At 45.5% G+C, this 13832-nt stretch carries 13 protein-coding genes; 10 read left to right on the top strand and 3 right to left on the bottom strand.

From position 1 onward, the window contains the following. The first annotated feature begins 215 nt into the window (after positions 1-215). Positions 216-1136 carry a LysR family transcriptional regulator gene (locus HG547_RS17295; protein ID WP_169548526.1) on the top strand — a complete coding sequence of 307 codons (921 nt, stop codon included), beginning with the start codon at positions 216-218 and terminating at the stop codon, positions 1134-1136. On the opposite strand, the gene HG547_RS17290 is transcribed toward HG547_RS17295, so the two are convergent. The 3 genes from HG547_RS17290 to HG547_RS17280 form a co-directional block, all read right to left on the bottom strand. Next, the gene (locus tag HG547_RS17290; protein ID WP_211164704.1) at positions 1133-2044 is read right to left on the bottom strand and encodes a YjjW family glycine radical enzyme activase; all 912 of its coding nucleotides are present in this window, start codon (positions 2042-2044) and stop codon (positions 1133-1135) included. The two genes, HG547_RS17295 and HG547_RS17290, sit on opposite strands and share 4 nt — an antisense overlap. After that, entirely contained in the window at positions 2016-3575 is a 1560-nt protein-coding gene (locus HG547_RS17285) for a YjjI family glycine radical enzyme (RefSeq protein ID WP_169548525.1), read from the bottom strand. Before HG547_RS17285 ends, HG547_RS17290 begins: the two co-directional genes overlap by 29 nt. Positions 3576-3977: 402 nt before the next feature. Continuing rightward, positions 3978-5168: an amino acid aminotransferase gene (locus tag HG547_RS17280; RefSeq protein ID WP_169548524.1), complete on the bottom strand. Its 1191-nt coding sequence runs from the start codon at positions 5166-5168 to the stop codon at positions 3978-3980. 433 nt (positions 5169-5601) lie between these two features. On the opposite strand from HG547_RS17280, the gene aroA reads away from it, so the two are divergent. The 9 genes from aroA to HG547_RS17235 all read left to right on the top strand — a co-directional run bounded on the left by aroA (position 5602) and on the right by HG547_RS17235 (position 13678). Next, positions 5602-6882, top strand: a complete 1281-nt coding sequence (gene aroA, locus HG547_RS17275) for a 3-phosphoshikimate 1-carboxyvinyltransferase (protein WP_169548523.1) — start codon at positions 5602-5604, stop codon at positions 6880-6882. Between the two features lie 183 nt (positions 6883-7065). After that, positions 7066-7758, top strand: a complete 693-nt coding sequence (gene cmk, locus HG547_RS17270) for a (d)CMP kinase (protein ID WP_169548522.1) — start codon at positions 7066-7068, stop codon at positions 7756-7758. Positions 7759-7861: 103 nt separating this feature from the next. Further along, complete coding sequence (gene rpsA, locus HG547_RS17265) at positions 7862-9529, top strand: 30S ribosomal protein S1 (protein WP_011072381.1); 1668 nt, start codon at positions 7862-7864, stop codon at positions 9527-9529. Between the two features lie 72 nt (positions 9530-9601). Next, positions 9602-9889, top strand: coding sequence for an integration host factor subunit beta (gene ihfB, locus HG547_RS17260; RefSeq protein ID WP_037418898.1), 288 nt, complete (start codon positions 9602-9604; stop codon positions 9887-9889). A 123-nt stretch (positions 9890-10012) separates the two neighbouring features. Next, on the top strand, positions 10013-10288 hold the full coding sequence (locus tag HG547_RS17255; RefSeq protein WP_037418900.1) for a lipopolysaccharide assembly protein LapA domain-containing protein: 276 nt from the start codon (positions 10013-10015) through the stop codon (positions 10286-10288). 1 nt (position 10289) lies between these two features. Then, the gene (gene lapB / locus HG547_RS17250; RefSeq protein ID WP_037418905.1) at positions 10290-11450 is read left to right on the top strand and encodes a lipopolysaccharide assembly protein LapB; all 1161 of its coding nucleotides are present in this window, start codon (positions 10290-10292) and stop codon (positions 11448-11450) included. A gap of 42 nt (positions 11451-11492) precedes the next feature. Continuing rightward, a complete protein-coding gene (gene pyrF / locus HG547_RS17245; RefSeq protein ID WP_169548552.1) occupies positions 11493-12188 on the top strand; it encodes an orotidine-5'-phosphate decarboxylase in 696 nt (231 codons plus the stop codon). A gap of 75 nt (positions 12189-12263) precedes the next feature. Continuing rightward, positions 12264-13091, top strand: a complete 828-nt coding sequence (locus tag HG547_RS17240; protein ID WP_169548521.1) for an SDR family oxidoreductase — start codon at positions 12264-12266, stop codon at positions 13089-13091. A gap of 44 nt (positions 13092-13135) precedes the next feature. Then, on the top strand, positions 13136-13678 hold the full coding sequence (locus HG547_RS17235) for a DUF2058 domain-containing protein (RefSeq protein WP_037428086.1): 543 nt from the start codon (positions 13136-13138) through the stop codon (positions 13676-13678). The last annotated feature ends 154 nt before the right edge of the window (positions 13679-13832 follow it).

Genomic DNA, 13832 nt, shown 5'->3' with positions numbered 1-13832 from the left:
GAATGCACATATGCATTCGCTTTTTTGTTGGCTGGATTTGGTTAACCCAGATAAGCTTGGGGCAATGGCACTTGTACCGAGCAAGCCTGTGAGCCGGCACGCATAACAGACTAATATACTTAGCAATCTATTGGGTAAGTTTTATCTTATTGTTTATCATGATTAAAAGTTGATATTTTGATTTTTACATAAGATAAATTACTAGGAAACCACTGATGGATTTAGCCAAGCTTTCGCGCATTAGTATGAAGCACTTAATCACTTTGCATGTGATGCTCGATACTCTGAGCGTTACCGCTAGCGCCGAACGTTTATGCTTAAGCCCTTCATCTGTCAGTAAAACCTTAAGCCAGCTTCGAGACAGTTTGAATGATGAACTGTTTTACCGTAACGGTAACTCACTGGTTGCAACGCCTTTAGCCAAACGATTAGGCCCAAGCGTGCAACAAATGATCAATGATATGAATCAGATCATGAGTCAAGATGCGTTTACCCCAACAAACTATGAGGGGCGGTTTACACTGGCAATGCGCGAAAGTACTTTTGAGCTGCTGGCCGCCAAACTCAGCGCCCATATTTTGGGTTTGGCGCCCCATATTCATCTCGATATTTACAGCAAAGACAATATCGGTTTTGATGGACTCATTAATGGCTCGTTAAATTTTGTACTGTTACCCCATGATTTGAGTCAGCCTAATCCTTCGCAAGATGATCTCGTGTGGGAAACCTTGTTCAGCGATGAAATGATTTGCTTAATGAACTCATCCCATCCCTTGGCCAAACAATCGCATATCAGCTTTGATGATTATCTCAGCTTCAGCCATATAGGCATCACAGATACGGATCTGAGTACACCTTATTTTGATATTTTACTCGCTCAGCAATCTCAAAAACGTGCGGTACCTATTTCGGTGCCAGACTTTGGCAGCGCGGCGTTAATGTGTCACCACAGTGAGCTGCTGTTTACCTGCTCGCGCCGCTGGGCATCTATCGCCAGCCAAGCCAAAGGTTTAACCGTCAAATCGTTACCCATCGAATATGGAAAAGTGGCTTATAGCCTCGTTTGGCATAAACAAAGTATGAAGGATCCCGCACTACGTTGGTTGTACGAGCAGATCCTGCTTTGTAGCCGTTAAAGGTAGATGGATGGTAACACGATATTTGTTAAACCTCGCTGGGCAAGGGAGGCCGCTAAGGCTTCAATATCAGTCTGTGTGCAACTAGACCAAGTTAATGCCTCATCAACCACGCCATGGTGGTGAAAGGCGTTTAATTTCACCCGGATATCGGCACCAAGTGTCAGTAAATAGCAAGATAGCGCGTCTATTTCCTGCTCAAAATCCGTAATACCCGGAATATGCAGCAATCTTACTTCATACAGTTTTTGCTGCTGCGCTAAGAGTTCAATCGATTTGAACACAGCATGGTTATCTCGCCCGGTAATGTATCTATGGGTTTCTCTTTGCCACGCTTTAAGATCCACCATAGCGCCGTCTAAAAACGGCAGCAGTTTATGCCAGCCTGTGAGGCTCAAACTGCCATTGGTATCGAGCATACAGGTTAACTGTGATAACTGCGGTGAGGCCTTAATTGCTTTAAATAATTCAATAATAAATGGCAGTTGTAGACTTGCTTCACCACCGCTCACCGTAATGCCATTAATAAAGTGACGCTGATGGTGAATAATCGCCAAGCTCTCTTCAACAGTGTATCGGGTGACTTTAGGATTGGCTTGTTGTGGACACACAGCAAGACAAGTATCGCACTGGCTACAACGATCTTTGTCCCAATGGATTTGATGCTTATTGTTAGCCTTTATCAATGTCAGCGCCTTGTCAGGGCAGGTGGCGATGCAATCGCCACAGCCATCGCATAAGCCTATGGTATGTGGGTTATGGCAGTTTTTACATTGATAGTTGCAGCCCTGCAGGAATAATACGAGCCTACTGCCAGGCCCGTCGACGCAGGAAAACGGCAATAGCTGACTAACTATTGCCTGCTTATTTATGGCCGGTTTAGTTAACGACACAGGGAGAATGCTCATGGGCAATTACGCGTGCTTGGCGTTGTAATATGCCGGTATTTTGTGCTGCTTCAGCCCCTAACCCCGTGGTATTAAGCCGCGAACCGCATTGTTTAAATGCTTCAATATCTGAGCGTTTTACCATATAGCCAGTGACACGCATTAAATCGTTAGAGGCCACATTGGCGGTAAATTCCCTAAAGCCTAACTCCAGTGCCGCTTTACACAGCTGGAACATAGCTTGAGGATTGGATTTGACGGTTTCATCTATGGTCAAAATATCGCTGATCCCCGCCGTATAATACTGGTGATGCTGCGCGAGGGCTTGAATATGGGCGATGGGATTGGGTTCCGTACCATAGGGAATACGCACGCCGGGCGTCACGTCTTTATCGAGACTGATACCGCCCTGTGAATGCAGCAGCGCTCGTCCATGGTAGCCATAGGTGACGGGCGTGGATTTTACTATGCTATCGAGGGCGGCAGAAATACGGTAGCCAAGTTGGTTCGCATCCATGCTATGACCATAGCCTGTGGGTTTGTTTGATTGAGATGATGTGTCTGTCTCATTTGTCATCTGAGTTTGCAGAATATTCACCGCTTCAGCCATACCGTAAATACCAAACATGGGGGCAAAGCGCGATTCATCAATCAATTGTTCTTTAACTAAAAAGCTATCAAAGAAGTGCGACTCTTGATGTAAAAAGGCCGAACGCGCCTCGATAAGTTCGAAGGTGAGTGAGCAGTAATAGGGCAAGACACGCTCAAAAAAGTCATTGATTGACGTTGCCTTCAATGCCACTTCTTTCAGATTGAGTCTAACCAAGGTATTAGCGCCGCCTGCTAAGGGTAATGCATTGTAGCAACTCACAATACCAAAGCCGCGCTTGTCAAATGCACTGGCATGCAGTGGATAATTGGCGATATGCGGTTTACTACACTGACAAATATTGGTTGCCGCAATTTGCAATAATTCATCCGGTGTGACGGCGGGGTCATACATAAAGGTCAAATTGGGGGCAACTTGTTTGAGTTCGGCATCGATGCGCAGTAGGGTTCGGCAAACAATATTGTCTGTTGGGCCAATATTGACGTGCATAAAGGCGTCGGGCAGGGTTCTGTCGAGCATGATCCAGAACAGCTTTAGTTTACGATAAAGGACATCCGCGTCCATTCCTTCCACGAAAGGCATCAAAATGTCGTCCAACTGACCTAAATACACGGGGATATTGGTCACCGATGGCACATGGTGATACAGAATCGTTAAGGCATTGAGGGCTTCGTCTAAATTCTGCGCAGGAACAAGCTCTAAATATTCAGAGCCTTGCTCAAGATAGCGGGCATAATCTGGCAATACATAGCGCGGTTTGAACGGTGTATGGCCTTCAAACATATCGCAGATAACGCCACCATTCATCGCTGCTTTTACCTCAGTCGATATTGGCAGATAGGGCAAACTTGCCTCAGCCTCCAACGCTAAATAGTTAGATTTTTGCTTAGGTGAAAGCTGCGACTTAGTGACAATTTGCATTAATTTATCTTGTAATAACATGGCGGAATATCCACAAGCTTAATAATGACGATTAATTTACTCAGTGGCTCTGGCTTTAAAAAGTGAAAATAGCCGTAGCCCAGATTTATAAAATGGAAATCCGCCGATTGAGATCACAACGTGCGGTTTATTGTGATAAGACCGTGGAGTCAACATCATTCAAATAGGGTTTTACGATTGAAAATAAATGCTTAAAGGGTGACGATGGCGTGGCTTATGAGGTTTTTTGGGGAGAAACGAAAAGGAAGACTCGTCAATCCAAACTAAATAGAACTTGAGTGTAATATTTACAAGCGATAGATAACTCTGCTGCATCCTAGATAGAGAATACAGCAGAGTAACTAGATGGTTAAAAAGTACTAAATCGCGTGTATTTAAAGCACTTGTATTTAAAGCGTGTATTTAAAGCACTTTTGCAATCGACTTAGCTAAGTAATCCACATTGTCTTCGCTTATGCCTGCAATGCTAATGCGGCTTGACCCCACCATATAAATGCTAAATTCTTTCTGTAGACGCGCCACTTGCTCAGGATTAACTCCAAGGAAGGAGAACATGCCTTTTTGGCGAGTGATAAAGCTAAAGTCGCGCTCAACGCCATTGGCTTTGAGTTTTTCAACTAAAATCGCGCGGCTACCGTTGATACGGTCGCGCATCACTTTGAGCTCATCAAGCCATTCTTGGGTTAATTCTTTTGATCCTAAAATCGTCTCAACAATCGCCGCGCCGTGGGCTGGCGGCATAGAGTAGAGGCAGCGAACCACATAAAGCAGTACAGATTGCGCAATGTTTGCCGTGTTCGCATCCTTTGCAACCACAGAGCAGGAACCGATACGCTCACGGTACAGACCGAAGTTTTTCGAGCAAGAGCTACACAGGATCATATTATCAACCGCGGCGGCCATTTTACGCACGCCGTAGGCATCAATATCCACTCCATCGCCAAAACCTTGGTAGGCCATGTCGATAAGTGGGGTAAAACCTTGCTCTTTGGTCAGTGCAACGACTTTATCCCATTGTTCAGTGGTCAAATCCATCCCACTTGGGTTATGGCAGCAGGCGTGTAATAACACTACGTCATCAGGACTTACTTGCGATAATGCAGCAAGCATCTCGTCAAATTTCAACGATTTACTATCGTAGTCATAATAGGGATAAGTTTTAACTGTGATCCCAGCAGCTTCGAATAAACCGGTATGGTTAGCCCATGTGGGATCGCTTACCCACAATACCGCATTAGGATTGCAACGCTTAATAAAGTCACCCGCAACACGCAGAGCGCCCGTACCGCCAGGTGTGGAAACAGTACGAATACGGTTAGCGATAATCGCGCTATGATCACTGCCAAAGGCTAATTCTGTCATCAGGGTATTAAATTGAGGCGAACCAGTTGGACCGATATAGACCTTTGTCGTCTCGGTTTCTAAACGAAATTTCTCGGCTTTTTTTACACAATTGAGAATGGGGGTGTTTCCCGCGGGATCTTTATAAACGCCAACACCTAAGTCTACTTTCTGTGGATGTGTGTCTTCGCGGTACTGGGTCAACAAGCCGAGGATCGGATCCGCAGGCATTGCGATGAGTGAGTTAAACATAGCTCCATCTACCTTTCTAGTTATTAAGCGACAGCATGAATCACATAGGATGTGCGTGATTTATCGATTGAAACCTAGGATAACGTGAATAGATGAAAACTTTAAAGTAAAAATGGTGTTTAGAGACCAATTAGTCTGGCAAAAAAGCCTGCCGAAAAAGCGTTTAGATCACAATTTCACCCATTATATTTAGTATTTTTGTTATTTTTAGGCTGACTTGAGTAAATTTCCGGTTTCAAAAGCCATTTTTTAGTAAAAAACGGTTGAATCCTGCGTCACTATCGGTAATTTTATAACGACGAAGCACCAACAAGGTCCCCAATCTCCTTTTATTAGTAACGTAAACTTGACGTCCTGTAGCGTGAAGTTGCCATTAGCCTATTCAGTTCGCGTGATGACATCAATCACGCCCAAAGAGAAAGAAGATTTATTCATGAAGCAATTACGTCTTGAACCTGTTGTGCAAGTCCGCGGTGAGATCAATATTCCCGGCTCAAAAAGTATTTCTAACCGCGCTTTATTATTGGCGACCTTAGCCAAAGGTACCACCACGCTCACCAATCTGCTCGACTCCGATGATATTCGCCACATGTTGGCGTCTTTAAAGCAGTTAGGGGTTGAATACCGTCTATCGCAAAACAACACTGTCTGTGAACTCATAGGGTTAGGTGGGACGATTTCGGCAGACAGCGCGCAAACGCTGTTTTTAGGCAATGCGGGCACGGCAATGCGGCCATTGTGTGCTGCGCTGACCTTGGGGCGAGGCGAATTTACCTTAACCGGCGAGCCGCGCATGGAAGAGCGTCCTATCGGTGACTTAGTCGATGCCTTAAGGCAACTTGGTGCCAATGTTGTGTATTTAAAAAATGACGGTTTCCCGCCTCTAACCATTAATGCGACAGGTCTTAATGGTGGCGATGTGGAAATTGCCGGCGATCTGTCTAGCCAATTCTTAACGGCGTTGTTAATGGTTGCGCCCCTTGCGAAAGGTAGCGTGAATATTCATGTTAAGGGAGAACTGGTTTCTAAGCCTTATATCGACATCACCTTAGCGCTGATGGCGCAGTTCGGGGTTAAGGTCATCAATCATCATTACGCTCGCTTTGAGATCCTCTCTGGGCAGCAGTATGTATCACCGGGTAAAGTACTTGTTGAAGGGGATGCATCCTCTGCATCGTACTTTTTAGCCGCAGGTGCCATCAAAGGTGGTGAGGTGAAAGTCACAGGAGTGGGGCGTTTAAGCATTCAGGGCGATGTAAAATTTGCCGATGTGCTGGAAAAAATGGGTGCCGATATTGAGTGGGGCGATGATTATATTATTGCCCGTGGCGCGCCGTTAACTGCGGTTGATTTAGACATGAATCATATTCCCGATGCGGCGATGACCATTGCTACCGCCGCCTTGTTTGCTAAGGGCACGACCACCATTCGTAACATTTATAACTGGCGCATTAAAGAGACCGACCGTTTGGCGGCGATGGCAACTGAGCTGCGTAAAGTCGGCGCGTTAGTCGAAGAGGGACATGATTATATTCAAATCACGCCGCCAGCTGTGCTGAATACCGCAGAGATTGACACTTATAACGATCACCGCATGGCCATGTGCTTCTCCATGCTGGCCTTTGCCGATTGCGGGATCACTATTAATGATCCTGACTGCACCTCGAAAACCTTCCCTGACTATTTTGCTCAATTTGCCAGTCTGAAGGCCTAACGTTTTCAGCTAACAGATTGACTTCTGACCATATCAAACAAAAGAAGCCGCATTTGAGCGGCTTCTAAACTTCATAAAAAATCCACGGATTTTATTTGTATATTATTGTACAATGCGGCGCGCTCATTTTCGGGGCTCTACTTATGAACTCACGGATGATGATTATTTTTTGCGGAGGAATGTATGTCTGAACGGGCTCCTGTAGTCACAATCGACGGCCCAAGTGGTGCTGGTAAAGGGACCATTAGCCAATTATTGGCTAAGCATCTAGGTTGGCAACTGCTTGATAGTGGTGCAATTTATCGAGTACTTGCACTAGCTGCCATTCATCACGACGTAGAATTGGAAAATGAAGAGTCCATCACCTTGCTAGCTTCACACCTCGATGTGAAATTTTTAACGGGCAATGAGAAAGACCCCGTTCAAGTGATCTTAGAAGGTGAAGACGTCACCACAGCGATACGTACCCAAGAATGTTCAAATGCTGCCTCTAAAGTGGCGGCGTTTCCCCGTGTTAGGGAAGCCTTATTGCGTCGCCAACGAGCCTTTAGAACGGCACCGGGATTGATCGCCGATGGCCGCGATATGGGGACGGTAGTTTTCCCAACAGCATCGGCTAAATTATATTTAACGGCATCTGCACAAGAGCGGGCTCAAAGACGCTATAATCAGTTGCAGGACAAGGGCTTCGATGTTAATATCGAGCGCCTTTTAGCTGAAATTATCGAACGTGATGACCGCGATATAAATCGTCCTGTGGCACCATTGGTCCCAGCCGAGGATGCGCTCGTTATCGATACAAGCGATAAAGGTATTGATGAAGTACTGGAGCTTGCGCTCAACTTTATCAAGCAAAAATTATCCAGCACTAACTAAAATTATTGCTCGGGTAGGTATTCGTATTAAGGATGATACGGATAATTTGACTGACTCCACGTCTAGGATTGACTGTGGTTTATTACATTAAAGTAACTTAAACATGACTGAATCTTTTGCTGATCTATTTGAACAATCCCTTCAAACTCTGGAATTCCGTCCAGGCTCTATCGTTCGTGGTACTGTAGTTGCTATCGAAAACGGTATGGTTCTGGTTGATGCAGGTCTGAAGTCTGAAAGCCCAATCCCAGCTGAACAATTCAAAAACGCTCAAGGTGTTTTAGAAATCGCTGTTGGTGATGAAGTTGACGTAGCTCTTGACTCTGTTGAAGACGGCTTCGGTGAGACTCAACTGTCTCGGGAAAAAGCGAAACGTCACGAAGCTTGGATCGTTCTGGAAAAAGCTTACGAAGATGCTGAAACTGTAATCGGTATCATCAATGGTAAAGTGAAAGGCGGTTTCACTGTTGAATTAAACGGTATCCGTGCCTTCTTACCAGGTTCTCTAGTTGACGTGCGCCCAGTTCGTGACACCGCTCACTTAGAGTACAAAGAATTAGAATTCAAAGTTATCAAACTAGACCAGAAGCGTAACAACGTTGTTGTTTCTCGTCGTGCAGTTATCGAATCAGAAAGCAGCGCTGAGCGTGATGCACTGTTAGAAAACCTGCAAGAAGGTCAAGCAGTTAAAGGTATCGTTAAGAACCTGACTGACTACGGTGCATTCGTAGATTTAGGTGGCGTTGACGGTCTGTTACATATCACTGATATGGCATGGAAACGCGTTAAGCACCCATCTGAAATCGTCAACGTTGGTGACGAAATCAACGTTAAAGTACTGAAGTATGATCGTGAGCGCACTCGTGTGTCTCTAGGTCTGAAACAACTTGGCGAAGATCCATGGTTAGAAATCAGCAAGCGCTACCCAGAAAACACTAAGTTAACTGGTCGCGTAACTAACCTGACTGACTACGGTTGTTTCGTTGAAATCGAAGAAGGCGTTGAAGGTTTAGTTCACGTTTCTGAAATGGATTGGACTAACAAGAACATCCACCCATCTAAAGTGGTTAACTTAGGTGATGAAGTTGAAGTTCTGGTTCTGGACATCGATGAAGAGCGTCGTCGTATTTCTCTAGGTCTGAAGCAATGTAAGACCAACCCATGGGATGACTTCGCAACTCGTTACAACAAAGGCGACAAGGTTTCTGGTAAGATCAAGTCAATCACTGACTTCGGTATCTTCATCGGTCTTGACGGCGGTATCGATGGTTTAGTTCACTTGTCTGACATTTCTTGGAACGGCACTGGCGAAGACGCAGTATCTGAGTACAAGAAAGGCGACGAAATCCACGCAGTGGTTCTGTCTGTTGACCCAGAGCGTGAGCGTATCAGCTTAGGTGTTAAACAAACTGAAGACGACCCATTCAACGCTTACTTAGCTGACAAGAAGAAAGGTACTATCGTACACGGTACTGTTTCTGCTGTTGATGCTAAAGGTGTGACTGTTGAACTGGCTGACACTGTTGAAGGTTACATCCGTGTAGCTGACATCAGCCGTGAGCGCATCGAAGATGCATCTACTGTTTACTCAGTAGGTGACGCAATCGAAGCTAAGTTCATGGGTGTTGACCGTAAGAACCGTTCTATCAGCCTGTCAATCAAAGCGAAAGACGAAGCTGAAGAAAAAGAAGTAATGGCGACCTTGAATAAACAAGAAGACGCTGTTATTAGTAATGCAATGGCTGAAGCGTTTAAAGCAGCTCGCAAATAATCGCCTGTTGTATGGGGAGATTTTCTCCCCATTAGGTGACTGTGTTTGGCTTGATAATAGGGGATAGCTAGGATGACAAAATCCGAACTGATCGAAAAACTCGCCACCAGGCAGTCGCAGCTGTCGGCGAAAGAGGTAGAAGGCGCAATCAAAGAGATGTTGGAGCAAATGGCATCAACATTAGAAAGCGGTGATCGTATTGAGATCCGTGGCTTTGGTAGTTTCTCGCTTCATTATCGTGCGCCGCGTACTGGCCGCAATCCAAAGACGGGTTCATCCGTCGAATTGGAAGGCAAATACGTCCCGCACTTTAAGCCAGGCAAAGAACTGCGCGAACGCGTTGACGCTGTCAATGTTTAATTGACCGCATTGCAAAAAGCCTCCGCAAGGGGGCTTTTTTATATCTAATGTAAGGCAAAGCTGGTCAGCTCAGTAAATTTCTTGGATAATCAGAAAATTGAAAGGCGTTTAAGGGAGTGCGACGTGAAATCTTTTGTAGCGACAGTCCTAGTGGCACTGTTATTTATAGTGGCTTTGATTTTTGGCGCACGTAATGAACAAGTCGTGACAATCAGCTACTTTGTGGCACAAGGGGAGTACCGTTTACCCGTTGTGTTAGCGATTGTTTTCTTTGCAGGCTTTATGCTTAGTTGGTTGGTAGCGAGCTATTATATTGTTAAACTTAAATTGGCTTTAGCGGCAACGAAAAAGAAATTAACGGTTCAAACTGCTAAAAAACCTCAAGGTGTAGACGCCTAATATGCTTGAGATCCTCTTCCTGTTGCTTCCTATTGCTGCCGGTTACGGTTGGTATATGGGGCGGCGGAGCATAAGGCAAAATCAGAGCAATCAGCGTAAACAATTAAGTCGTGATTATTTCACCGGCTTAAATTACTTATTGTCTAACGAGTCGGACAAAGCGGTCGACTTGTTCATCAGTATGCTCGATGTAGACGATGAAACCATCGACACCCATCTATCCCTCGGTTCCTTATTCCGTAAGCGTGGAGAGGTTGACCGCTCGATTCGTATCCATCAAAACTTAATTGCCCGTCCTACGCTCACCAATGAGCAGCGCGATATCGCCATGATGGAGCTGGGCAAAGACTATCTTGCCGCGGGATTTTACGACCGTGCTGAAGAAATTTTTCTGAATTTGGTGAGTCAAGATGACCACAGCGAAGAGTCTGAAACTCAGCTGATTGCGATTTACCAAGTGATAAAGGAATGGCAAAAAGCCATCGATATCACCAAACGTTTAAGCCGTAAACGTCAACTCGTACTCAAACCGATAACTGCCCATTTTTATTGCCAACTTGCCGATGAAACCAGTGATGATGCTGAGAAGGTCAAGCTACTGCAACAAGCCTTAAAACAAGATCCCAAATGTGGCCGAGCCTTATTGACTCTTGCCAAGAAATTTCTCGATGCGAAGGATTACAGTCAGTGTAAATCCATGCTGATAGCATTAAAAAAGGCCGATATTGAGCTTTTTGCTGATGCACTGCCGACGGCTAAAGAAGTATATCGCGATACTCAAGATAAAGAGGGCTATCAAGAGTTATTAGCTGGCGCTATGGCTGAAGGTGCTGGCGCATCCGTAGTGGTGGCGCTTGCCCAACATATGATAAGCCTTGATGAGATTAAAGCTGCTGAAAACATGGTGCTCGATGCGCTTTATCGCCATCCGACCATGAAGGGTTTTCAGCACTTAATGCAAATGCATCTACGCCAAGCAGAAGAAGGGCAAGCTAAACAAAGTTTGACAATGCTTGAGCAACTTGTTGAACAACAAATTAAATTCCGGCCAAGCTACCGCTGTAAAGAATGTGGTTTCCCATCCCATACACTATATTGGCATTGTCCTTCTTGCAAAAAGTGGGGCACCATTAAACGGATCAGAGGCTTGGACGGTGAATAACTTCTTTAAATATCTAGTTAGTGTAACCCTGTTGGAGAGATGATGACGACTAAACCTATCCTCGTAGCGCTTGATTACGATAATAAAAACCACGCTTTACAATTGATAGATCAACTCGATCCCAACATGTGTCGCCTGAAAGTTGGCAAAGAAATGTTTACCCTGTTCGGCCCGCAATTGGTTAAAGATATCCATGACCGTGGCTTCGATCTTTTCCTCGACTTAAAATTTCACGATATCCCTAATACGGTTGCGAAAGCGGTTGCTGCTGCAGCGGAACTTGGTGTGTGGATGACGAATGTCCATGCCAGTGGCGGCTTAGCGATGATGGAAGCGGCGAGAAAAGCTTTGCTGCCTTACGGTAAAGAGGCGCCAATGCTGATTGCTGTGACGGTATTAACCTCTATGAGCGATGACGATCTGAAGCTCGTCGGCATTGATGTGCCAGCATTTGAGCATGTTCAGCGTTTAGCTAAATTGACTAAACAAGCCGGACTTGATGGTGTTGTCTGTTCAGCCCAAGAAGCGAGCGTGCTTAAGTCTTTATTAGGTCAAGACTTTAAACTTATTACACCCGGCATTCGCCCTGTGGGTAGTGAGGTTGGCGACCAACACCGTGTGATGACGCCGCCTGAGGCGCTTGCTGCCGGTTCTGATTATTTAGTGATTGGTCGTCCGATCACTAAGGCGACAGATCCTCTGGCTGCGCTGCAGGCGATTCACCAATCTTTGCTTTAGTATACTGAACAGCACACTATTTAGCTGTTAAGGTTCGTATTCGCGACAAACTTTAACCGTTCACGGAGAACGTCCATGCTCAATACTACGATGTTTAATTATCAGGGGAAGAATGTAGTCGTTGTCGGTGGTACCAGTGGCATAAACCTCGCAATTGCCATTGTGTTTGCCCATGCGGGAGCCAATGTGGCGGTGGCGAGTCGCAGCCAAGATAAAGTCGATGCTGCGGTGTTACAGCTCAAACAGGCGAATCCAGATGGGATCCATCTTGGGGTGAGTTTTGATGTCAGGGATTTAGCCGCAGTAGAACAGGGCTTTGAAACCATCGCCTCAGAATTTGGTTTTATTGATGTATTGGTGAGCGGCGCTGCGGGCAATTTTCCAGCAACTGCCGCTAAGCTTTCGGCGAATGGTTTTAAAGCTGTCATGGATATTGATTTATTGGGCAGTTTCCAAGTACTGAAAACAGCTTATCCTTTACTGCGTCGCCCACAGGGGAATATTATTCAAATTTCTGCGCCACAGGCATCGATTGCGATGCCAATGCAGGCCCATGTTTGTGCGGCAAAAGCGGGGGTTGACATGCTGACGCGAACCTTAGCTATTGAATGGGGCTGTGAAGGCATTCGAATTAACTCCATTATTCCAGGCCCGATTACAGGCACCGAAGGCTTTAATCGTTTAGCGCCGAGCGCTGCACTACAGCAACAAGTGGCACAATCGGTACCGTTAAAACGTAATGGGGAAGGGCAAGATATTGCCAACGCAGCGTTATTTTTAGGCTCTGAGCTGGCATCCTATATCACGGGTGTTGTACTTCCCGTCGATGGAGGTTGGTCACTGGGCGGTGCCAGTATCGCGATGACTGCCTTAGGTGAATTAGCAGCAAAGGGCAGTAACTAAATAGTTATAACTCATTTATTTAATAGAAAATCGGGTGAAAATCCATGGCGAATGCATTACAAGAGCAGCTACTGAAAGCTGGACTTGCCAGTAAACAAAAAGTGCGTGATGTAAAAACGCAAAAGCGTCGCGATAAAAAGGCGCGGGTTGACGATGGCTCAAGCGCGTTAAAACTTGAGATTGCCGAGCAAAAACGCTTACAAGCTGAAAAAGACAAAGCCCTCAATGAACAACGCTTTGCAGAGGCAACGGCCCGAGGACAAGTGCGAGGATTAGTGAGTGAATTCACGCAATTTGCTATCAAGATCCCAAGTCATGCCGAGATCAAATTCAACTATACGCTCGACAATAAAATTTACTCTGTCTATATCGATGAGAAAATTCAATCCGAATTGCTTAAAGGCCAATTAGGGATTGTTCGATACGAAGATAAGAGCTACCTCGTCCCCCACAAGCTTGCCGAACGTGTGAATCTATTGGTGCCACAATGGTGCGGCTATTTGTGGCAACAGGATGCGGGTAAGGCCGTAGAAGTCGAAGATGACCCTTATGCTGATTATGCGATCCCTGACGATTTAATGTGGTAATCAATACGTTAATCGTGAGCTAAGCCGACGACAACCAAGTTTACTTCTCGCTACACTATAACCCTTAAGGTCACTTAAGGGTTTTTTATTGCCCGTTCTTCACTCTGTTATGTTGCGTAGATTAGTGCTTAGCATCAAAGTGAATTTGTAATGA

The organism is Shewanella sp. DNRA4 (genome assembly GCF_012843185.1).
GTDB lineage: Bacteria > Pseudomonadota > Gammaproteobacteria > Enterobacterales > Shewanellaceae > Shewanella > Shewanella xiamenensis.
The sequence above is the reverse complement of the archived record's forward strand: the minus strand, read 5'-3'. Positions and strand labels throughout refer to the sequence as shown.

What these genes read in the sequence shown, in the direction of transcription:
- lapB (WP_037418905.1), top strand. Translation starts at nt 10,290, where the DNA reads ATGCTTGAGATCCTCTTCCTGTTGCTTCCTATTGCTGCCGGTTACGGT.
- cmk (WP_169548522.1), top strand. Translation starts at nt 7,066, where the DNA reads ATGTCTGAACGGGCTCCTGTAGTCACAATCGACGGCCCAAGTGGTGCT.
- ihfB (WP_037418898.1), top strand. Translation starts at nt 9,602, where the DNA reads ATGACAAAATCCGAACTGATCGAAAAACTCGCCACCAGGCAGTCGCAG.
- HG547_RS17240 (WP_169548521.1), top strand. Translation starts at nt 12,264, where the DNA reads ATGCTCAATACTACGATGTTTAATTATCAGGGGAAGAATGTAGTCGTT.
- pyrF (WP_169548552.1), top strand. Translation starts at nt 11,493, where the DNA reads ATGACGACTAAACCTATCCTCGTAGCGCTTGATTACGATAATAAAAAC.
- HG547_RS17280 (WP_169548524.1), bottom strand. Translation starts at nt 5,168, where the DNA reads ATGTTTAACTCACTCATCGCAATGCCTGCGGATCCGATCCTCGGCTTG.
- rpsA (WP_011072381.1), top strand. Translation starts at nt 7,862, where the DNA reads ATGACTGAATCTTTTGCTGATCTATTTGAACAATCCCTTCAAACTCTG.
- HG547_RS17290 (WP_211164704.1), bottom strand. Translation starts at nt 2,044, where the DNA reads ATGAGCATTCTCCCTGTGTCGTTAACTAAACCGGCCATAAATAAGCAG.
- HG547_RS17235 (WP_037428086.1), top strand. Translation starts at nt 13,136, where the DNA reads ATGGCGAATGCATTACAAGAGCAGCTACTGAAAGCTGGACTTGCCAGT.
- HG547_RS17295 (WP_169548526.1), top strand. Translation starts at nt 216, where the DNA reads ATGGATTTAGCCAAGCTTTCGCGCATTAGTATGAAGCACTTAATCACT.
- HG547_RS17285 (WP_169548525.1), bottom strand. Translation starts at nt 3,575, where the DNA reads ATGTTATTACAAGATAAATTAATGCAAATTGTCACTAAGTCGCAGCTT.
- aroA (WP_169548523.1), top strand. Translation starts at nt 5,602, where the DNA reads ATGAAGCAATTACGTCTTGAACCTGTTGTGCAAGTCCGCGGTGAGATC.